The following is a 21,421-nucleotide window of genomic DNA, read 5'->3' on the forward strand; positions in this document are numbered from 1 at the left end:
ACATTCAAATATACATTTGAATATAATGACTCTATAAGATATAATACAATCAAATATATATTTGAATAAGGATGGTGCTCTATGAAAAGGGATGACCAGTGTGAGATTTTTACTTTTGATGAAGCAAAGGTATCAAGACTGCAGGAAGAAATTTTATCTGAAGATGTAGATATGATGGCCGGGATGTTTAAAGCGCTGGCTGATAAAACCCGTATGCATATTGCTTATGCACTCAGTCTGGAACCAGAACTATGTGTATGTGATATTGCCCAGATCACAAATACTTCCAGTGCAACCGCCTCCCACCACCTCCGTACGCTGAAGAAGCTGGGTCTTGCCCGGCACCGTAAACAGGGAAAGCTTGCTTTTTATTCACTGGAAGATGGTCATATCCGGCAAATGATAAAAATGGCTTATGAACACAGCCAGGAAGAACGAGTTTAAATATATGAGCTGCTCGAAAGGGGGTTGAGACATGAGTGATCATCCTGTAACAACATATCGGATTGAAGGATTTACCTGAGCAAACTGTGCAAAAACGTTCGAAGAGAACGTGCAGCGCCTGGATGGTGTTGAAGATGCAAGAGTAAACTTTGGTGCTGCTAAAATAACCGTTTTTGGAGCAGTATCTAAAGAAAAAGTAGAAGAAGCAGGAGCTTTTGAAAATTTAAAGCTGCGGGAGCTCTCCGAAAGGTCTTCTTCCCGCAGACCTTTTTGGAAACAAAAACAAAACATCCGCCTTTACTTAGCAGCTTTGTTATTACTAATTAGTCTCGCAGCCAGCTATACCCTCCCTGCTGATCATGTTTTGCCTGTTTTTGGCTATACAGCTTCCATAATTATAGGAGGCTGGACGCTTTTTCAAAAAGGATTTAAAAATCTTGTTCAGGCTAAATTTGACATGAACACATTGATGACGATTGCAGTTATCGGTGCGGCTATTATCGGAGAATGGATCGAGGGCGCAGTAGTAGTTATTTTATTCGCTGTAAGCGAGGCGCTCGAACGTTATTCCATGGATAAAGCGCGACAGTCTATTTCTTCGCTTATGGATATCGCACCAGATAAAGCGCTTATCAAACGTAATAATGAAGAAATGACCGTTCCTACTGCTGATATTCAAATTGGAGATATTTTAATCATTAAACCAGGGGAAAAAGTAGCTATGGATGGCTCTGTGACAAAAGGAGACTCTTCGATTAACGAAGCTGCTATTACCGGCGAAAGTATCCCTGCTGCAAAAACACCAGGAGATGAAGTATACGCAGGCACTTTAAATGAAGAAGGTCTTCTGGAAGCAGTAGTAACAAAAAGAGTAGAAGATACGACCATTGCAAAAATTATTCACCTGGTAGAAGAAGCGCAGGCAGAAAAAGCTCCTTCGCAGGCGTTTGTAGATCAATTCGCACAATATTACACTCCTTTTATCATTATTATTGCTTTTTTCACTGCAATGCTGCCTCCCTTAGTAATGAACGCTCCCTGGAGTGAGTGGGTGTATTTAGGACTTGCAGTGCTTGTGGTAGGCTGTCCCTGTGCCTTGGTGATTTCCACGCCGATCGCAGTTGTTACAGCTATCGGCAATGCAGCTAAAAATGGTGTGCTGATAAAGGGCGGCGTCCATCTGGAAACTGCAGGTGCGATCAGCGCAGCAGCATTTGATAAAACAGGTACACTGACCGAAGGAGTTCCCGTTGTTACTGACATTGTCTCATTTAATACGAATGAGAAGGAAATGCTTTCAGTGCTGGCGGCGATCGAAAAAGGCTCCCAGCACCCTCTCGCCTCCTCGATTATTAAGAAAGCTGATTCATTAAAAATTAATTATCATCTCTGGGAAATCGATAATTTTCAATCCCTGACTGGCTTAGGCCTTCAGGCAACTGTGAACGGAACCATTTATTATGCGGGAAGCCCGAATTTGTTTAAGCAGCTTCACGGTTCGCTTTCCAGGGAGACCGAGGAATTAATTTCAGCAAAAGAAACCGAAGGAAATACGGTAATACTTCTTGGAGATACACACGAATTACAGTTAATAGTTTCTATAAGTGATCAAATAAGAGATACCGCAAAGCGCACTTTAACAGAGCTGAATAATATGGGTATAAAAACAATTATGCTGACTGGTGATAATGAAAGAACAGCGAAATCTATTGGCTCAAAAGCAGGCGTTACAGACATACGGGCAGGACTGCTCCCAGAAAGCAAACTTTCTTATATCAAAGAATACGTGAATGCAGACAAAAAGGTAGCTATGATAGGAGATGGAGTAAACGATGCCCCGGCCCTTGCAGCTGCTTCAGTAGGAATCGCAATGGGCGGTGCCGGTACGGATACTGCACTGGAAACAGCAGATATTGCTTTAATGGCAGACGATTTAGATAAACTCCCTTATACTATTAAACTCAGCAGGAAAGCTTTAAAAATTATCAAACAAAATATAACATTCTCTTTAGCTATTAAAGCAGCTGCGCTGCTTCTCGTTATCCCAGGGTGGTTAACGCTGTGGATTGCTATTGCTGCAGATATGGGCGCAACCCTGCTTGTCACACTTAACAGCCTGAGACTCTTAAAAACTAAAAAATAAATTATGTAATAGCAGAGTAAGGGAATCCATTCTGGGAGTCCTTACTCTTTCTTCTGTCGAATGTTTTTAAGACAACTTGACTTATTTAATTAACTAAATTATAATTACTTACATAAAGTTAATAAGTAATTAATTAATAGTTATTAAAAGGAGGAACTAACATGTCTACATTAAATATCGGAATTATTCTTGGCAGCACAAGACAGGGAAGAGTCAGTCCGCAGGTTGGTGCATGGGTTAAAAATATAGCTGACAAGCGGGGAGATGCAAATTATGAAATTATTGATATTGCAGATTTTAACCTTCCTTTTCTTGGAGAAGAAGAAGCACCAGGTATTGCTCGGTGGAACGAAAAACTGAACGAGATGGATGGTTTCGTGTTTATCGTCCAGGAATACAATCACAGTCTCACTGCAGCACTGAAGAATGCCCTGGATTCTGCTCGTGAAGCCTGGCATGATAAGGCAGCTGGTATAGTAAGCTACGGTTCTACAGGCGGTGCAAGAGCTGCAGAACATTTACGCGGCATATTAGGAGAACTAAAAATTGCAGACGTCCGTGTACACCCGACACTCTCCCTTTTTCATGATTTTGAAAACTTCAGCGATTTTAAGCCGCAGGAACTTCACGAAGAAAATATAAATATGATGCTTGATCAAGTAAATCAATGGAGCGGCGCACTGCAGACCCTTCGTCATCCGGCAAACGCATAAGATCTTAACCTATAATTCAGGCGTATCTTTAAAAAGGAGAATCACTGGTCACTAAAGAGTATTTTTCCTATAATATTTGTTTCAATAACTACAGCGGACTGTTCCATACAGTTCGTTTTTTATTTGCTCTTCTGCGTGGATATTTTAATTTTATAAATAACTTATATTACAGAAAAGCTTATAAAAAGAGATATTTTAGGTCTTTCAAACTACTAAAAATAAATTATTCTCTAAATAGAATCTATTCGATTTCTTTTTTATGAAAGATCAAGTAAAATAGTATCTATGTATTAGTTTTTTTATACTATCATAGTTATTTATACCTAAAATATAATAATTTATTATAAAGAAAGCGAGTGGCGCCATGAAGCTGCCTGAAAGTTACTTAACTTCCCTCTTTTTCATATACTTAAGTTTTGGAATTATTGTAGGTGTCGCCTTTACTATGCTTGTCCCGCTTCTCATCCCTATTCCTGAAAATTTAATAACCGCGTTTGCCATCATGTCAGTCGTCGCAGGTATTTTACTTGGCTGCCTGAATTATTTTGTATGTAAACAATTTATCAGATTCTGTACAGAAAAATTTAAAAAAGTGCTGACCCAGGTTCGCATAGGGGACTATTCTGCCCGTGCCTTGTATCAGGGAACAGATATTATAGGAGCATTTACAAATGCATTAAATCATACAATTGCGGAATTAGAAGAAAAAGACCGAATTTCAAAACAGGATCTTCTTACAGGACTGCCAAATCGGTTCGCATTAGAAGAATATTTCCGCAGACTTGAATTAATTAAAGAACAACAGACACTTTATTTTGTAGATATGGATCGCTTTAAATCAATTAACGATCAGTATGGGCATAGTGCAGGAGATAAAGTACTGCAGGAAGTGGCTGTGCGCCTTCGACAGTTTGATGCAAAAACCCAGAGCAGATCTTATCGTTACGGTGGGGATGAGTTTGTAATTATCAGTGATTCTTATTCTTCAGAAGCTTCACTCCAGGAAGATTTGGATAAAATATTTTCAGATCCTGTAATTGTTGATGGAGTTTCCTTTCCTTTAAGCTGGAGTGTGGGCAGTCAGACATTTGTTCCGGGAACTGCAGATATTGAAGAAGTGCTGATCCAGGCAGATTCCCTTATGTATGTGGAAAAAGCGAAAACAAGGTAGCACCCCTTCTTTCGGTTTTACAAATTATTCCTTACTCTGCTCGGCTGCAACAATTAAAAACCGTCCTCCCCCATCTGACAATTAGGATCAGAGGAAAGGAGGATGATTCAAACAAGTATTCATTCTCAAAAATTAATGCAGTCTTAAGATAACCCGTCCTTTTACTTTACTGTTAAGAATATCATTCAGTGCTCCCTGCAGTCCATCCAGCGATACTTCCTGTGCGATGTCATCAAGATGTTCTGGTTTCAGATCACTTGCTGCACGAGTCCAGATCGCTTCTCTGAGATCCATCGGGCACTGAACTGAATCGATGCCCATCAGCTCCACACCCCGCAGGATAAATGGAATCACGCTTGTCGGCACTTCCACGCCTGCGGTCAGTCCGCTGACTGCTACTCCTCCGCCGCGTTTTGTAGCGCTGAGTATAGAAGCTAATGGTTTCCCTCCGGTCGGATCAACTGCAGCTGCCCATCGTTCACTTTGAATTAACGGCAGTTCTTCCGGTGTTACCTCTTCTCTTGTCACGATATCATCAGCACCAAGTTTTCTTAGAAAATCATATTCATCGCTTTTCCCTGTGCTTGCTGTAACGGAATAGCCATTTTTGGAAAGCATGTCAACTGCCATACTGCCTACCCCGCCGGAGGCGCCTGTAACAAGTATAGGCTCATCACTTCGCTGCAATCCGTGATCCTCCAGCTTATGAATCGACAAAGCTGCGGTGAATCCTGCAGTTCCGATTATCATTGCTTCTCTCGTAGTCAAGCCTTCCGGAAGAGGGACTACCCAGTCTGACGGCACTCTTGCATATTGGCTGTAGCCTCCATCCTGTCCTGTTCCAAGGTCATAGCTTGTAACAATTACTTTATCTCCTGCCTTAAATTTGGCTGTAGTTGATTCCACTACTTCGCCAGCTAAATCAATCCCGGGGACAATTGGATATTCCTTTACGATTTTCGCATCACTATTCAGCGCCATTCCATCTTTATAATTTACGCTGGAATAGTGCACTTTGATTGTTACATCACCTGCCGGCAAGTCCTCCAGCGTCCGCGTAACAACTTCACCTCTTCCATCTCCATTTGTTACAAAAGCCTTGAATTCCTGTACCATAATTTCATCCTCCTTATTATTAAACTATTTCTTCCATTCCCATTTCTAATTCACTCTATTCATAAGAAGTACTTTCTTTTGTCCAAGTGCTGCCTCATTAAAAATGAAAAACTGCCTCCATGGAAAGAGACAGTTTTATTAAAAAACTATTTAATATTTAGGACTCGGACCATATTTATTCGCAGATCTTTCAGAATCGGCTAACGCGAGTATAATAAAAATGATCCACCCTATAATAGGTATCAGATAAATCAATACCCAAAGTCCGCTTCTGCCAGTATCATGCATTCGTCTGACCGCTACGGCAATAGACGGAATTAATACAAATAATGAATAAATGCCTGAGATTATTGTTGGCAGCCCAATAAACGTTTCCAAAATACCTAGTGCAGAGACAATTAAAAAATTAACGAGGTAGAACATCCAGTATTCCATTCTGCGTGCTCTCCCCTGAAAATTTGCATAGTTTTGTATTACTTTCAAATACCACTGCATAAGATCCTCCCGAAATTTGACGTCTTCTGTTTTTCTATTACACATTTCACTGCTGTTTAAACAAATGAATTCCATCATTCCACAGAAATTTTCAGCTATAATAAAGTCATTCACTACGAATGAAAGGAAGTTTTATAATGCAGTCGAATTCCATAGGCGCTCATGTACTTGCAGTACTGGTACTTCCCTTTAATGTAACAATCTTGATCCCTCTGCTCATTATTCTTTTCTCTCCTTCCAATTTTATATGGGGCCTTTCTTTTCCTATCAATCTTGCACTCGCTTTTGCAGCCTCCGGGCTGCTGACTGCCGGTTTTCTTCTCTTGGGAATGTCTATTTACAGCTTTAAAACAGCTGGAAAAGGGACTCTTGCTCCCTGGCACCCTACAAATAAATTGGTTGTTGACGGTCCCTACCGCTATACAAGAAATCCGATGATCAGCGGGGTCGGTTTTATTTTAATTGGAGAAACCCTGCTTATCGGATCCTGGCTCATGCTTGTGTATGCTGCTTCTTTCCTGATCATAAACCATGTTTATTTTATTAAGGTGGAAGAACCTTATTTATCAAAAAAGTTCAGCAGCGATTATGACCTTTATAAAAACAATGTGCCCCGCTGGATACCGCGCCTAACTCCATTTTCTTTAAAGAGAGAAGATTAATTCATAATGTACTTTTTACATCTTTTTAAAAAGAAAAAAACCTTCAATTGAAGTCAGCAAGATGCCGGCTTAATTAAAGGTATCTTTTGGTACTGCCTTTATTTTAAATGCTAAAAAGGCAAGCATGTTTTATTCGTTCTAGTAATTCCCTGCCGGATGCAGCCGGGACTGCATATGCAGTCTCTTTTTTACTAATCCTGCAAATTTCCGGCAGCGTTCTCTGTCAGCTTCCTGCGGCAGTAATTCCACCTTCAGCGTTACAGCCAGATCTGTATGCACATAAAATAATTCTTTCAGCTTGTCAACAGCCCCGCAGAAATGGGGATAAAAGCTGTCCCCGGTGCCGAAAGCTGCTGTCACCATGGTGCTTGATGCGTCTTTTTTAACAGCTTCCGTAATGGAGTACAGCTGTTTTGGCAGATCCCCGCTGCCCCACGTATAGGTGCCCAGAATCAGACCATCAAGCTCCGGAATTAATTCAAGCGGGAAGTTTTCCAGTGAATACTTTACTACTGGAACTGCTTCTTCCTGCAGTTCCCCTTCAATCCAGTCTGCCAGCGTCGATGTATTTCCAGTCGAAGAATGATACACGAGCGCAATCACAGCTCATCAAATCCGTTTTTCTCTGTAACTTTGGAATAAGTCCGGGATTTCTGCTCAAAGAAATCCGATTTCGTATCATTCATCATTTCATCACTGAAGACGTGAATCCAAGGCATTGGATTGTCCCGTCCTTCATATAAATTCTGCAGGCCAAGCTGGCGCATTCTTTTATTTGCCAGATATTCCACATAGCCGTCGTACTCTTTTAAATCGATACCTTCAATCCCGCTCAATATATAATGTGCCCATTCTTTCTCCAGCTGGACTGCTTTATCAATCGTGTCATAAATATACTGTTTATTTTCTTCTGTCTGCAGTTCTTTATTTTCTTCCATCAGCAGTCTGATAAACTGCGAGACAAAGTAAGCATGCTGCATTTCATCCCGCTGAATATAGCTGATCATCGTACTGGTTTTCACCATTTTCTGCTGGCGCGCAAGGTGATAGAAAAATGCAAAGCCTGCGTAGAAGTATATCCCTTCTAAATTAATCGAGTTTACACAGAGCTTAAACAGATTCTGAATAGATGGGTCTCTTCTGAACTCTTCATACGCATCCAGAATTAATGCATTTCTTTTTCTCACTAACGGATCATCTTTTGCCTCATTAAATCTTTTTGTCTGTTCTGTACTTGATACGAGAGAGCTCAGCACATAAGAATAGGATTCATTATGCACGGCTTCCTGCTGTGCAATTACAGCAAAGATTGCCTGGAAGCTTGGATCTGTCACATAGTCCATCACCTGCGCCATCGTCGGGGTCTGAAGACTGTCGAGTGAAGCAAGCTGTGTGTTGATTCGGAGAAACACATCCTTTTCCACTTCAGAAAGCTGGTCCCACTGCTTAATATCATCCTGCATATTAATTTCCTGGGCTTTCCAGAAATTAGAAAGAAGCGCCTGATACACGTCATACATCTGTGGATAAGCAATGTCATTCCAATTTAAGATTCCTGATGCTTCCCCATTTACTATTCCGGTGGACTTGTTTGCAAACTGCGGTTGAAGCAGCTTCATTTTAGTTAAAGTCATATTTGTAATTCCTCCTCTGTTATGAATGACAGCTCTCGCATTCTTCAATTTCCTGCTGAGAAGTACTGCGGATATAATACGTAGTTTTCAGCCCCTGTCTCCAGGCTTCCAGGTGCAGATCCAGCAGCTCTTTTGCATGAATATCGTGACGCACGTACAGATTAAAACTGATCCCCTGATCTACATGGCGCTGTCTTGCAGCATTCTGGCGGATACTCCAGCGCTGATCGAGTTCATGACGCACACGCTGGTAGTAAGGATAGGTGACATGTGTTAAATCAGGAGGCGTTACCTTTAATTTGAAATTCTTTTTCTCTTCTGCATATTCCAGTGCATAAATTGGGTCAATTCCGTCCGTTGATCCAGCAATTTTCGCGGTAGAAGAGTTCGGTGCCACCGCCATCAGCCAGCCATTTCGAATCCCGGTGGTACTGATTTTTTCCTTTAATTCTTTCCACTTTCCAGATTGATAATTTCTTCTTTCAAAATACTCTCCATTTTCCCATTCAGAACCTGTAAATTTCGGGTAAGCACCTTTTTCTTCCGCCAGCTTTGCAGAAGCTTGAATTGCAGCAAAGGCAATCCGCTCATACACCTCGTCAGCTAACGTCACCGCTTCTTCCGACTCCCAGTAAATTCCCTGCTTTGCCAGCACATGATGCCAGCCGAATGTCCCGAGCCCGACAGCACGGTAATTTTTGTTCGTTGCTTCTGCCTGTCCTACAGAAAGCGTATTTAAATCAATAACGTTGTCGAGCATCCTTACCTGGATATCTGCGACTCTCTCTACCACATCATCCTCTAATACGTTGGCCAGGTGCATGGAAGAAAGGTTGCAGACAACAAAGTCTCCCGGCTTTCTTACAATGACAATATTTCCTTCATCGTCCTGATATTCTTTTGTAATAGAAGTTGGAGACATATTCTGCGCTATTTCCGTACATAGGTTGCTGCAGAAGATAGAAGTTCGTCCATGCGCTGTTTTATTCGGGTTCTGTCTGTTTACTTCATCCCTGTAAAACATGTAAGGCGTACCGGTTTCGAGCTGCGCTACCATAATACGTTTCATGATATCCATCGCCCGGTAAGTTTTCCGTGGAAGAAGCGGGTGTGCAACAGCTTCTTCATATTTTTCCGTAAAGTAAGCTCTGTCTGCTTCATCATAGAAATCTTCCAGTCCAAGAGCATTCCCTGCTTCGTCTTTCCATCCCATGATCTGCTTCACTTGATGCGGACAGAATAATGACCATTCGCCGATACTTTTTCCTTCATTATCTTTTTCTTCCATTTTTCTCATGAAATGGTCAGGAATGTTCACTCCAGTGAAAATATCATGAGCTTTACGGCGCTCATCCCCGTTGTTTGTTTTTAAATCCAGAAAGCCGCTCATCATATCCTTGTGGAAAATATCAAGGTATACTGCTACAGCTCCCTGCCGCTGGCCGAGCTGGTCTACACTTACTGCTGTATCATTTAAGAGGCGGATCCAGGGAATAACGCCGGACGAATTTTCCTTAAACCCTTTGATATCAGATCCTAGTGCCCGCACCTTTCCAAAATAAACGCCGATGCCGCCGCCGTCTTTACTTAAGCGGGCAATATCCCAGTTATTTAAATAAATTCCGTCCAGAGAATCTTCTACCGTATCTATAAAGCAGGAGGAAAGCTGTCCATAGCTTTTACCGGCATTCGCAAGAGTTGGCGTAGCAACGGTCATATAAAGGTTAGATAACGCCCAGTAAGCTTCTTTGATTAATCCAATTCTTTTTTCCACAGGTTCATTCTGCATTAAACTCATGGCAATGATCAGCCAGCGTTCCTGCGGCAGTTCATACACTGCTTTACTGTGATCTTTCGCTAAATATCTGTCTGCAAGTAAAAATAATCCGATAAAGGTAAACTGGTGATCCCTTTCCGGTACAAGCATCATTTCTAATTGGTCAATATCTTCTTTCGAATATTTTTCGAGCAGCGTTTCACTGTAAATCCCTTTCTGCGTAAGAGTGCGGATAAGACCGTAGACATTCGTATAAGGCTCTCCTTTACGGTTCTCTGCCGCATTCCGATATAGCTCTGCAAGGTACAGTCTTGCTGCCGCATATGTATAATCCGGCTGATCCATCGCTATTTTATTCAGTGCATCATGCAGTGCAAACTGTGTCGAAGCTTCCAGACTCATGTCTTCTTCTGCAAGTTTATCTTTAATTGGGCTGAAATCCAGCTTGTACGTATTTTCAAGTTCTTCTACTGTTGTTAAAAGCGCCGAAGCAGATGCTGTTTTCATGAGTAAATCCCTCCTGATTCTAATTGTTTTTACCGTTAAAATATTTTTCATAAGTTAACAATAAAAAAACTCTTCCTTTTCTCCGGAAGAGTTTTCGTGATAAGAGCACAGCACAGAATTACAGGGAACATCCCCTTCAACCCGCAGCCGCCTCTTATCCTCATTCCCCGAAGAATAGAAACTTGATAGAATAATGGCAGGTCTCCTGGCTCATGCTTCTTTCTCAGCAGTTTCCCTTCCCATATCAGTGCCGTTAAGCTACTCTGATACAGTGGATCCAACTCCTTCGTCAGCACTTACAGTTGCGGGGACAGCTTCGGCTTTTACCGAATTCCCTTTTCAGCCGCTCTGCGGCACCAATTATTCCATGCATACTATATTTAGTTGTTTCTTAACAGACAGAAACTATATGTTGATTATATTACGTGTCTTCCCGAGATATTGCAAGATTAAACTATAGAATTTGTAGCATTTTATAACGAACGTAGGAAAGATGTAATTGCAGAGGGGAAATATTTGAATAGCAGATTTTTGGAGATTGAGCTTTCTGAAAGAAATAAAATGCGTTTTGAATTTATGTATAAAATTGGTGCTTATACAAAGCACAGCTTTTAAAGTATAGCAGGAAACATATTTACCCCGCTATCTTTTTCTTAAAAAAAAGCAGGGTAAATATGGGGGATCATCTTTAACAAATAACTTCAACCGGTTTATTAAGCGATAACAAAAAAGATAAATAACAGCAATAATACCTGGATCGCTGCCGTTGCAATGCTACAGATTATTCCGCCCCAGGCAAGGCCTTTTCCGGGCTGAGGATTTTCGTTAATTTCCTTTAAAGCAAGTATTCCTACAATAAGGCCAGGAACAGCAATTACCAGGCTGTATATTCCAATTAAAAGAGCAGTGAGCAGCGCAGTAATTCCCAGAATAAATGAGACAAGAGATTTTGTATTTCTTCCGGGCGGTGCTCCCTTTCCTTCAAACGAGCCAGAAGTCATTTTTGTTTCCTCCTGATAATAATATTTAAGATCTTTCCATTGTAATTTTAAAATTTAAAGCAGCTGCCGTTGTTATTCTTTCTTCCATCCATTAATAAAATACTGGAGCGTCCTGCTTTCTTCCTCAGACAAACTGCCGTTGTTTTCTTCGAGCGCACGGCGGACAGCTGTTTCCTCCCCTTGAAATTCCAGCATGGCTTCTGCCGTTCTTCTTAAAAAATCTGTTTCCTGCAGATATTCATTTCTCGTAATAGGTTTCCAATGGGAAACAATATATGTTTCTGCTTTATAATCTTCTATACGGTCCAGCATTTTAATCGTTTCTTCGGGCGTGAACTTCCATTCCGAAGCATATAAATCCGGCGCAAGCACATCGGCAAGAAACAAAGTTTTTTCTTCTTTTACATACACTACCAGTCCATCAGGGGAATGATTGCCCCCCACCTGTGTTAATACACACGTAACTCCGCCTAAATCCAAAGTCAGTTCATTACTAAAGGTGATGGTAGGTAAAACAATGCGGATATTTCTTTTTATCGGAAATTCTTTTTTTATTGCGTCTGCGCAGAACTCTATTTCTATCCCTTTTTCCACCCGGTTGTCCAGAGAATCATCGTCCCAGGAGAAGGGTTTAAGAGCTTCAATACCTGCTTTTGTATCTTCAGTGGCAATGGTTGGAATTCTCGTCAGGGCAGACATTCCAAATACGTGATCCCAATGCCAGTGAGTAATAGCTACCAGGGAAGGTGCTTGTATTCCATGTCCTGTTAATTCATCAAGAAAAAGACGTGCATGCGCTTCAGAATTCCCTGCATCAATATCTTCTCCTTTCCTTCTCACACTTTATCATAATCATGGACTGGATATACAGCAGCAAATAAAATGCATGTTTCCGGAAAGATATTCTAAGGTATTACTTTCGTAGATGAAAAAAAGACTTAAGAGATTTAGATTGATCCAGACAGCATGTGTTGAAAGAGGTGGTGCGCATGGAAGCAGCGTCATATTTTTTCACTGATTATGAAACTTCAAGAAACCATTTTCAGACGAGGCTATTCGATATGAAAAAAAAGTGGCCGAAAGCTTCTCATCAACAATGGTTCTCTGGAAATCAAAATGAAGATAATTCTACTGATATCCTGCTTGCAGACAGCTTAAAAAGTACTGAAAAGCTTCTTATCATCACCACCGGGTTACATGGAATAGAAGGATATGCAGGGAGCGCTGGATTAAACTTGTTTCTTGATGAAATTATGAATTATCTTAATCCTTCCACTACCGGTATTCGTTTAATTCATGCAGTAAATCCTTGGGGCATGAAACACTTTCGAAGAGTGACGAAAGGTAATATTGATTTGAACCGGAACTTCCATCGGATCTGGGCGGAAATCACCGGACACTGCCCAGAGATTTATAGTAAAAATAATGAATTATTTCTTCTGGATAAATTAGAAAACGTTAATTCTGCAAAGATAGAAAAGAAATTAACTTTAGATTATTCTGAAAGCGAATTGAAAAAATTAAAAAATTTTCCTGAAGGACAACACCGGCACGCACATGGCTTATATTACGGCGGTATCACATTAAATAAAAAAGCGCAGCAACTAGCAATAGCTTTTTCTGAATGGGCTCAAAATTACGAAGAGATACTTCATATTGACCTTCATACAGGAGGAGGTCCCAAAAATAAGCTGACAATGATTTTTTCTGAAAATGACCCTCGAACCGAAGATCAGCTTCGCGCCGACATTCACTTTCCCCTTGTTTCAAAAGCTGAGGCTTTATTGTCACTTGGGGCCTCCACCGCAAGACTGCAGGAATTTCTGCAGAATACTTATCCTGAAAAAAAGATTACTTCCTCGGTATTTGAAATGGGTACAGTAAAAGAAGACCTCTCAGGATACAAATTTGTAAGCAGCACCATGATTCTGGAAAACTATTTTTATTGGAATGAGAACTTAACTGAAGAAGCAAAAAACAGATTTTTTCATCTTTTTTATCCTGCATCCACTGACTGGCAGCATGCATATTTACGAGAATCCTATAAAGCTATGCTCGCCCTGCTTTCCTCTGAAGGGTTTATCAACTGACCCCTCTAAAGCAAATCCTTTCAATAAAAACATTACACCTAAACGAATAAGAGAGCAGGAATCTACTTCCTGCTCTCTAAGTTTCAATAAATTCTTTTGCAGACTCCGCAGCTTTAAACCTGCTTATGCCCGCCGTTCCATTAAATTTATTCCTATGCCCATCGTTATTACTCCCATTAAAACAAGAATGGATAAGGCACCTGTTATTTCTCCTAAGCTTTGATTTAAGAGTGCGGCCCCTTTGAGCGCCTCCATCCCATAATACATCGGCATTACTTTGGACAGCATTACTATCACTTCATTTGTAACAATTTCTACCGGCCAGAAAGCACCTCCAAGCATTGCCATGGCGGTTGCAGTTATTGGAATTACCGCCTGCAGCTGCTGTGGAGAAGTAACTAACCCGATTAAAAGCATCCCTACAGAGACAATTGTAAATGTGAAGCAAGCGACAATAATCATCAAAATTCCAAAGTGAGCTTCTATTTGAAAACCCAACATATATTTAAAAAATATGAATATAAGAATTATCTGCAAATAACCTACCAAAAAGCAGTACGCAACATGTCCTGCATACACCTGCCATTTTTGAAGCGGAGATACAATCAGCCGGTTCCACGTCCCGTCTCTTTTTTCTTCAGCGACATTTGATAAGCTGAAAATAATTGTATATATAGAGAAGAACAATGTCATTCCAAACAGCGCCTGTAAATTTTCATCATATACGAAACCGCTGCTTTCTCCGTTGATCGTCTCCATATTGAGTGCCAATACCGGACTAATCCTTTCCTCTGCTATCGCGGCTCTGATATTTTCCTCCTCCACAGCAGCTTCTGCCGCTGCCAGACGGAGCTCCTCGGTAAATACCTGCTGTATATAATTGGCTGCAATTTGATAACTTTGCTCATCAACCGCCACCAGCATTCTGTAATCATCGTCTCTTATTTCAAGCGCCATGTTCCTGTCGCCCTGTACAATAGAATTTCTTGCTTCTTCTTCCTCCACTAATACAAATTCAAAGGATTCGGATGCATTCAGCAGTTGTATCCAGTAGTCTGCCTGCTCCTGTGTTGTATTATCACCTGCATAAGACTGTATTGTTATTTTATCTCCTGTGTCGTTTCCACCCAGAAAAAACACAAAAAATAAAGTTAAAACGAAAAATGATACTACAAGTAATGGCTTTCTTCTAAATCGCTGCAGCTGCAGAATAAAAATAGACTTCATGAGGTTACAGACCTCCTTCGCGGAAATATAATTACACTTGCTGCAAGCAGTACTGCACTGAGGAGCAGTAATCTATTTAAGGAAGGAAGCAGCACCGTCCATTCAAATCCCTGAAGCCAAAGCAGGTAGGCAGTCATAGCGATGCCATTCGGTGTCCAGTTTCCCGCTTCTACAATTACCTGCGGCATCCCTGCCAGAGGAAAGAAACTTCCTCCTGCAAAAGCAAATAATGTCACTACCCCTCCGCTGAATATACTTGAAACTGCATCGCTTTCAAAGCGGATACTGATAGACGTTAACAGACTCGTCAAACTTCCTATACACAATGCTAATACAAAAGTGATGAAAACCATTCCGGTCCAAAAATTTATAGAATCCAATGAAAATGTCCTGAAAATAAAAGCAGAAAGAGTAAATAATATCCCCATTTGTAAAAACGAGAACAATGTACCTGTCATCCATTTTCCGGATAAATACTTTGCAGGGTGCGTCCCTGATAAAATAATCCGGTTATATACTTGTTCATGTTTCTCTACGTATGCTTTACTTGCAATTGTCCCAGCTACATAGAGAACAAACATAACCGCCATCCCAATAGAATAATACTGCATGGAGTTCACGGGTTCGTTCTGCGCAATCGGAATAACCCCGCCGGTTTCTGCAGGTTCCCCCTCCCTGGCAGCTTCAGGGCCTGCAGCTGAAGCAATTGCACTTTCCAGGTTCAGCACCTCCACGAACCCTTCTATAAGATCCGCAAATATATTTGCATATAAAGAGCCATTTTCGCTAAGCGTTACAATAACGTCTGCAGAAATTTCTTCATTCCAAATCATCGCCTGCAGACTGGTATAAGTAAAACCTTCCGGAAGCGTCAATACTGCATCCAGTTCTCCTGCTTCCAGCATTCGTGATGCTTCTGAAGCTTTCATTTCTTCAACAGTGACAATTTCCTTCAAATCTTCATTTTCCAGAAACTCCTTAAGCAGTTTAGCGGGATTTAGTGTCCGCGCTGTCTCTGCAATTTCTTCGTGGAGTTCATCCGGAAGCTCAATTTCTTCCAGCTCCTGCAGAAACTGCGCTGTGCCTTCCTCGGTATTATCTTCTGCCACCAAAGCTACCTGGACGTCTATTTCAGAGGAATCCCCTCCTAATATTCCTCCCAGTGCAAAGCCTAATATTCCAATTAAAATAAAAGGCATTAAAAGGAGTACCATTATTTCTGACCTGTCTCTCAAAATCACTATCAGATCTTTCCATATAAATAACCTCATGTGGTCCCCCTTTCTAATCGCGCAGTTTCCGGCCTGTTAAATGCAGAAACACGTCTTCCAGAGAAGGTTCTTGAATATTTACGTTCGTTACCTGTGCCTCATGCCTGTCAGCAATTTGAAACAAACTGCTTAAGAGCCTGCTTCCTTTTACAGATATAAGTTTCAAGCCTTTCTCGGTTTCGATTACCTGTCTGATACTGTCCAGCTGCTGAAACTCCTTTTCCATCTCCGGATAAGCACGGTCCAGTTCCATTAAAATTGTTTCCTCGCCGGACAGTATACTTTTTAACTCCTCTTTTGTACCTGAAGAAATGATTTTTCCGTGGTCCATAATATAAACCCTGTCACACAGACGCTCAACTTCCTCCATATAATGACTCGTATACAGAACGGTAATCCCTTTTTGCAGGTTTAATTCTCTGATCATGTCTAAAATATAACTTCTTGACTGTGGATCGATACCGACCGTAGGTTCGTCCATAATTAGAATTTCCGGATCATGTAAAAGAGCTGCCGCAATATTAACTCTGCGCTTCATCCCTCCCGAAAAAGTATTTAATATATCTCCCTGCCGATCAGTGAGACCTACAAGAGAAAAAACCTCTTTAATTTTTTCAGTCAGCATTTGTCCTTTTAATCCGTAAATTCTGCCGAAGAACTTCAAGTTTTCATAGGCTGTAAGTTCCTGATACAGAGCAATATCCTGTGGGACGACGCCGAGGACTTTCCTGATTTTCCCAGGATTTTTTATCACGTTTTCTCCGTGCAGAAGAACTTCCCCGGAAGTAGGTTTCATCAGGGAGGAGATCATGGAAATTGTCGTGGACTTCCCTGCGCCGTTTGGTCCAAGAAGTCCCACTGATTCTCCCTTTTCCAAATAAAGACTGACTCCCTCCACCACTGTTTTTCCTTTAAAAGCTTTTGATAGTTCTTCCGTCTCCAGCATTTTATTTCCCCCTCTGTTCTAATTACTTCCTAGTATATAGAAAAAGAGACAGCGCACCCACTGTCTCTCGTCATCAGAAGTATTTAAATTCAGTGACTTCAGTCACTTTTTACACGAGCTGACTCCGTATTGCATAAATCGCCAGTTGTGTACGGTCACGCAGTTCCAGCTTATCCAGAATGATACTTATATGGTTCTTTACTGTACCAACTGATAAAAATAATGTCTCCGCTATTTCTTTATTATTTCTTCCTTCTCCCACTGCCCGGATAATAGCTATTTCTCTTGCCGTGAGCACCGGATCAATTGGTACTGGTGCTTTCTCCATCTGGGTTTCCATAAGTACCGGCAGTACTTTTGCGGCTACATGGCTTTCCAGCAGCAGACCGCCATCATGGCATGTCCGGATAGCCCGGATTAATTCTGCGGCATCTGCATCTTTCAGCATATATCCCCTGGCACCACCTTTAAGTGCTTCTAACGCATATTGATCATCATTAAATGTGGTAAGCATCAGTATATTAATTTCCGGCCAGTGCTGGTGGATGTTCCTGGCAGCTTCCAGTCCATTCATTTCAGGCATGCGGATATCAAGGATAGCAATATCGAACGCAAGCGGTCCTCTGCATGCTTCTAGAGCTTCCAGTCCATTTGATGCTTCTGCCGTAACTTTTAATTCAGGGTCAGATTCAATCATCATTTTCAATCCCTGCCTCACCATTCCCTGATCCTCTGCAAGTAAAATGCGAATCATATGCTTTCCTCCTTGGTCATTAAAGTAAAAGATCCACGAATAATGTATTTATCCGGATAAGGAGTAATTTCCAGTTTTCCACCTGCAGCTTCCATTCTCTCCTGCATCGATTTTAAGCCAAACCCTTTGTGCAGGGAAGCTTTTCCTTGCACAGGGTTTTCCACCTCAAACCGAAATACAGCTTTCCCCGGGGCTTCCAGTGTTATTTTTACTTCTCTTTCCGATCCATGCTTCATTGCATTTGTTAATGCTTCCTGAACAGCACGGTATACAGCAATCGCCTGCGCATTGCTTAATGCAGCAGTAAGCGCCCCGTGTCTAACTGTGAACTGAATTCTAATTAAGCTTTCCGCTTCCAATTTTCTGATCAGCTGGATTACAGCAGGCAGACCACCGCTTTCTTCCTGTTTTAATGTTTTCACTGCATTCCTGGTTTCTTCAAGGCTTTCCCGGGCTAGCTGCTTTAATGTTTCCACATCCTGATTTACCTCCGGAGATGACTTCATCCGGAAGACTTCCAGCTGCATAAGCAGCGCTGTTAATTTATGTCCAACTGCATCATGGATTTCCCTGGCAATCTGCGTACGCTCTTGCTGTCTGACTGCTTTTTCTCCTGACACAAGATCCCTTTTCATTTTTCGATATTCTGAAAAAAGCGCTTCACCCCGGTGCCGCAGTTCTTCCTCTTTTTTGCTGGTTCTTTGATAAAGAAAGAGTGCCATTGCCGTCACTGACACGTAAATTACAAATAACAAAACGTCCATATCCGGCACAACAAAATATCCACAGAAACCAGCCAGAAAACCTACCGCAAGAGTATGAAGCTCCTTTAAGTAAAAAGTTGCTGCACCTGCTGTAATAATATAAAGCAGCAGGACTGAATGATCAGGAGTAAAAGCTTCACCTTCCCACAGGGTAAAAGTGAGCAAAAGGATTTTTGTAAGAAATAAAATTAAAAGCAGATTATCTTTCCCTTTACATACAGGCACCAGAAAAAATACAGTATAAAACAATGAAGCTCCGATGATTCTCCAGGGCATCTCTAAAAGCGATGCTTCAGCCGAAAGCAGCAGCCTCCCCCACAGGAGAAAAAGTATCAGCAGCCAAATCCAGTATTGATGTTTTTCCAAGGTTCTAATCATAGAATGCCTCCAGGGTTTCGGGTTACTATTGATACTTTTATCATAATCCATGTGAATTCAATTCTGCAGTGTTATTTTATAATTTAGTAAATTTCTTTCTTTTGTCAGGTTTATCCTCAGGTTAAACAAGTAAAGATAAATTCCCTTATAACTAAGCTGCCCTGAAATGAAAATTTCCTTTTTAAAAGGCTGCCTTGAAAATAAAAGTTCCGCTAAAAAGAAGTAATCATGCTGCTTCACTTTCGGAGAGTCTTACCCAAGGGCTTGTTCTCGACTAATTTCTCTCTCAGGGCACGGCTTCCATCGATCCACAGACAGCAGGGCAGAGACCGCCATGCTGTCTTGAAGAACCAGGATCGATTCCGCTCGTGCTTCGTGACCTTCCAGAAGGTCACTTGGATTCTCCAACGGCGCTCATCTTTTTGGTATCCTTGCTGTCGTTACATAGCAGAGTTTATTTTCATCTTTCATAGTGCAGCTTTTTACGCATAAAGGTCTCTGCTTAAGTCTGATATTGTTATAAGGAAGCTGGAGAGCTTCTTCCTGCAAGCTTTCGCCGGAAAGCGAAGGAGAATCCTATAATAAATATATAAATTTCCTGCTTTATAAACATTCTTAAGACCTGGAAACGAAAGCTCCCAGGTCTTCATCTATTAACTATTATTTAGTTTCTCTCTGATGTTACATAAACATCGCAGCTGCTGCCCCTGCAATTCCTATAAACATTGCATAGACCAGTGCAGGAATTACTGTTTTCCGAATAATATCTCCTTCCTTTCCTACGAGTCCCACTACTGCAGCTGCTGCCACTACGTTATGGACACATATCATATTACCTGCTGCTGAGCCAGCCACCTGCTGTGCAAGAACCAAATTAGTATCAAGTCCGGTACTCGCAGCAACATTAACTTGAATCGGTGCGAACGTTAACGCAGACACCATGGAACTCCCGGTCACAAATGACCCAAGCAGCCCCAGAAAAGGAGCGGTAAAATGCCAGACATCTCCAAGAATATTTGTTAAAACTAAAGCAATATACTCCGGCATTGACATAAGATCGGCAGCATTAATTCCTGAATTTATAAACACATTTACTAAAGCAAGCGTTGGGAAAAGGGCAAGTGCTGCTCCTACTACTGTGCCTTTTGCTTCCTTTACAGCAAAACCGAAATCCCGGATTTTTTTTCTTTGCGTAAAAATCGACAAAAACGCTGCCAGTAATAATACAGCTCCAGGAGAATACAATACCTGCCATCCAGATGATATATCTGCTATTCCGAAAATGTTATTCCAGCTTAAATCAATCGCATTCTGCGTAAAATTTTGCACAGGCTCAATGATTCTTGTTAAAAGCAGCAGAACTATAACAATGAAATACGGACTCCAGGCAGCCATAAGAGACATTTCCGAACTCTCTTCCTTTGCTTCAAAGCCTTCTGCTCTTGCTTCCTGCCACGGCTCTTTTGGAAGAAGAATGTTTTTCTTCGCAGTCAGTGTTGCAGCTGCCAGGGCGGTAAGTGATGCCAGAATAGCAACAAATTCAGGCCCGAATAGGTTCGCATAAATAAAAGCAGAGATACTGTAAGTCAGCCCTACGAAAAAAGCCCATGGAAATAATGAGAGCAGACCTTTTCTGCTTGATTTTTTTCCAAAACTTAAGCTGAGCACGATAATTAATAAAAAAGGAACGAAAGTGCCGACAAACATATCCATGAACGTGATATTTACTGCTACTTCCTGAAACATCCGGGGCCCAGCTCCCTCCACCCCTCCCAGACCAATGATCACAGGTGTCCCTACTGCACCAAAAGACACAGCGGTACTGTCAGCTATTAAGGCCAGTGTCGCTGCCGCAAGCGGTGTAAATCCAAGAGCTACCATCAAAGGGCCTGTGACCGCTGCAGGCGTGCCGAAACCAGCAGCACCCTCTATTAAGCTTCCAAAAAGAAAAGCTACGATTACTACCTGTACCCGCATATCCGGAGAAATATTTCGAAATCCCTGATTTATTCTATCGACTGCGCCCGTCTGCCTTAGCGTGTTCAAAAGAACAATAGCTCCAAGCAGAATAAATAAAATGGTAACTGCCTGATGAAACCCTTCCATAATTGAAGCGGAGAGTGTCAAAGTATCCATATTCCACACAAAAAATGCTAAAAGTATAAAAATCATCGCACTGTAAAGCATGCCTTTTTTGGCAGGCATTCGAAGCAGAACTAAAAATATAAAGGGAGCAGCAATGGCACTGAAAGCGGTAAGGAATAGCATGAGAGATAGCTCCTTTAATAATAAGTTTATTGCTCACATTTTCACAAGTAAGTGTATTGT

General features: G+C 41.4%; 19 protein-coding genes and 1 riboswitch. Of the genes, 6 read left to right on the forward strand and 13 right to left on the reverse strand.

Annotated elements, in window-relative coordinates:
• The first annotated feature begins 81 nt into the window (after positions 1–81).
• From BLP92_RS06880 to BLP92_RS06895, 4 genes are all read left to right on the forward strand, one after another.
• Positions 82–444: an ArsR/SmtB family transcription factor gene (locus BLP92_RS06880; protein WP_090841935.1), complete on the forward strand. Its 363-nt coding sequence runs from the start codon at positions 82–84 to the stop codon at positions 442–444.
• A 31-nt stretch (positions 445–475) separates the two neighbouring features.
• A complete protein-coding gene (locus BLP92_RS06885; RefSeq protein WP_090841937.1) occupies positions 476–2,587 on the forward strand; it encodes a heavy metal translocating P-type ATPase in 2,112 nt (703 codons plus the stop codon).
• A gap of 161 nt (positions 2,588–2,748) precedes the next feature.
• Positions 2,749–3,300 (forward strand): NADPH-dependent FMN reductase, encoded by a 552-nt coding sequence (locus BLP92_RS06890; RefSeq protein WP_090841939.1) that lies wholly within the window; start codon positions 2,749–2,751, stop codon positions 3,298–3,300.
• A 364-nt stretch (positions 3,301–3,664) separates the two neighbouring features.
• Entirely contained in the window at positions 3,665–4,471 is an 807-nt protein-coding gene (locus BLP92_RS06895) for a GGDEF domain-containing protein (protein ID WP_090841940.1), read from the forward strand.
• 132 nt (positions 4,472–4,603) lie between these two features.
• Here BLP92_RS06895 and BLP92_RS06900 read toward each other — a convergent pair whose 3' ends face one another.
• Positions 4,604–5,587, reverse strand: a complete 984-nt coding sequence (locus BLP92_RS06900) for an acrylyl-CoA reductase family protein (protein ID WP_090841942.1) — start codon at positions 5,585–5,587, stop codon at positions 4,604–4,606.
• A 150-nt stretch (positions 5,588–5,737) separates the two neighbouring features.
• Positions 5,738–6,082 (reverse strand): DUF805 domain-containing protein, encoded by a 345-nt coding sequence (locus BLP92_RS06905; protein ID WP_090841944.1) that lies wholly within the window; start codon positions 6,080–6,082, stop codon positions 5,738–5,740.
• A 137-nt stretch (positions 6,083–6,219) separates the two neighbouring features.
• Between BLP92_RS06905 and BLP92_RS06910 the strand changes: the two genes are divergently transcribed.
• Entirely contained in the window at positions 6,220–6,744 is a 525-nt protein-coding gene (locus BLP92_RS06910) for a methyltransferase family protein (protein WP_090841946.1), read from the forward strand.
• A 138-nt stretch (positions 6,745–6,882) separates the two neighbouring features.
• On the opposite strand, the gene BLP92_RS06915 is transcribed toward BLP92_RS06910, so the two are convergent.
• The 5 genes from BLP92_RS06915 to BLP92_RS06935 all read right to left on the reverse strand — a co-directional run bounded on the left by BLP92_RS06915 (position 6,883) and on the right by BLP92_RS06935 (position 12,503).
• The gene (locus BLP92_RS06915; protein WP_090841948.1) at positions 6,883–7,347 is read right to left on the reverse strand and encodes a flavodoxin domain-containing protein; all 465 of its coding nucleotides are present in this window, start codon (positions 7,345–7,347) and stop codon (positions 6,883–6,885) included.
• Entirely contained in the window at positions 7,344–8,378 is a 1,035-nt protein-coding gene (locus tag BLP92_RS06920) for a ribonucleotide-diphosphate reductase subunit beta (RefSeq protein ID WP_090841950.1), read from the reverse strand. The genes BLP92_RS06915 and BLP92_RS06920 overlap by 4 nt, the downstream gene beginning before the upstream one ends.
• 19 nt (positions 8,379–8,397) lie before the next feature.
• Positions 8,398–10,662, reverse strand: a complete 2,265-nt coding sequence (locus BLP92_RS06925; protein ID WP_090841952.1) for a ribonucleoside-diphosphate reductase subunit alpha — start codon at positions 10,660–10,662, stop codon at positions 8,398–8,400.
• A gap of 178 nt (positions 10,663–10,840) precedes the next feature.
• Positions 10,841–11,039, reverse strand: a riboswitch (cobalamin riboswitch).
• Positions 11,040–11,375: 336 nt separating this feature from the next.
• On the reverse strand, positions 11,376–11,663 hold the full coding sequence (locus BLP92_RS06930) for a DUF4190 domain-containing protein (protein ID WP_090841954.1): 288 nt from the start codon (positions 11,661–11,663) through the stop codon (positions 11,376–11,378).
• A gap of 72 nt (positions 11,664–11,735) precedes the next feature.
• Complete coding sequence (locus tag BLP92_RS06935) at positions 11,736–12,503, reverse strand: MBL fold metallo-hydrolase (RefSeq protein WP_090841956.1); 768 nt, start codon at positions 12,501–12,503, stop codon at positions 11,736–11,738.
• A gap of 149 nt (positions 12,504–12,652) precedes the next feature.
• Here BLP92_RS06935 and BLP92_RS06940 point away from each other — a divergent pair, with 149 nt between their 5' ends.
• A complete protein-coding gene (locus tag BLP92_RS06940; protein ID WP_090841958.1) occupies positions 12,653–13,753 on the forward strand; it encodes a M14 family metallopeptidase in 1,101 nt (366 codons plus the stop codon).
• Between the two features lie 123 nt (positions 13,754–13,876).
• Here the strand turns inward: BLP92_RS06940 and BLP92_RS06945 are convergent, their stop codons facing one another.
• From BLP92_RS06945 to BLP92_RS06970, 6 genes are all read right to left on the reverse strand, one after another.
• Entirely contained in the window at positions 13,877–14,980 is a 1,104-nt protein-coding gene (locus BLP92_RS06945; RefSeq protein ID WP_090841960.1) for an ABC transporter permease, read from the reverse strand.
• Positions 14,977–16,251 carry an ABC transporter permease gene (locus tag BLP92_RS06950; RefSeq protein ID WP_090841961.1) on the reverse strand — a complete coding sequence of 425 codons (1,275 nt, stop codon included), beginning with the start codon at positions 16,249–16,251 and terminating at the stop codon, positions 14,977–14,979. Before BLP92_RS06950 ends, BLP92_RS06945 begins: the two co-directional genes overlap by 4 nt.
• Before the next feature lie 13 nt (positions 16,252–16,264).
• On the reverse strand, positions 16,265–17,197 hold the full coding sequence (locus BLP92_RS06955; RefSeq protein ID WP_090841962.1) for an ABC transporter ATP-binding protein: 933 nt from the start codon (positions 17,195–17,197) through the stop codon (positions 16,265–16,267).
• A 109-nt stretch (positions 17,198–17,306) separates the two neighbouring features.
• Positions 17,307–17,951 carry a response regulator transcription factor gene (locus tag BLP92_RS06960; protein WP_090841964.1) on the reverse strand — a complete coding sequence of 215 codons (645 nt, stop codon included), beginning with the start codon at positions 17,949–17,951 and terminating at the stop codon, positions 17,307–17,309.
• Positions 17,948–19,093 (reverse strand): sensor histidine kinase, encoded by a 1,146-nt coding sequence (locus tag BLP92_RS06965; protein ID WP_175444203.1) that lies wholly within the window; start codon positions 19,091–19,093, stop codon positions 17,948–17,950. The genes BLP92_RS06960 and BLP92_RS06965 overlap by 4 nt, the downstream gene beginning before the upstream one ends.
• A gap of 681 nt (positions 19,094–19,774) precedes the next feature.
• Entirely contained in the window at positions 19,775–21,361 is a 1,587-nt protein-coding gene (locus tag BLP92_RS06970; protein ID WP_090841968.1) for an L-lactate permease, read from the reverse strand.
• Positions 21,362–21,421: the final 60 nt, after the last annotated feature.

It is taken from the genome of Alkalicoccus daliensis (assembly GCF_900103955.1).
GTDB lineage: Bacteria > Bacillota > Bacilli > Bacillales > Salisediminibacteriaceae > Alkalicoccus > Alkalicoccus daliensis.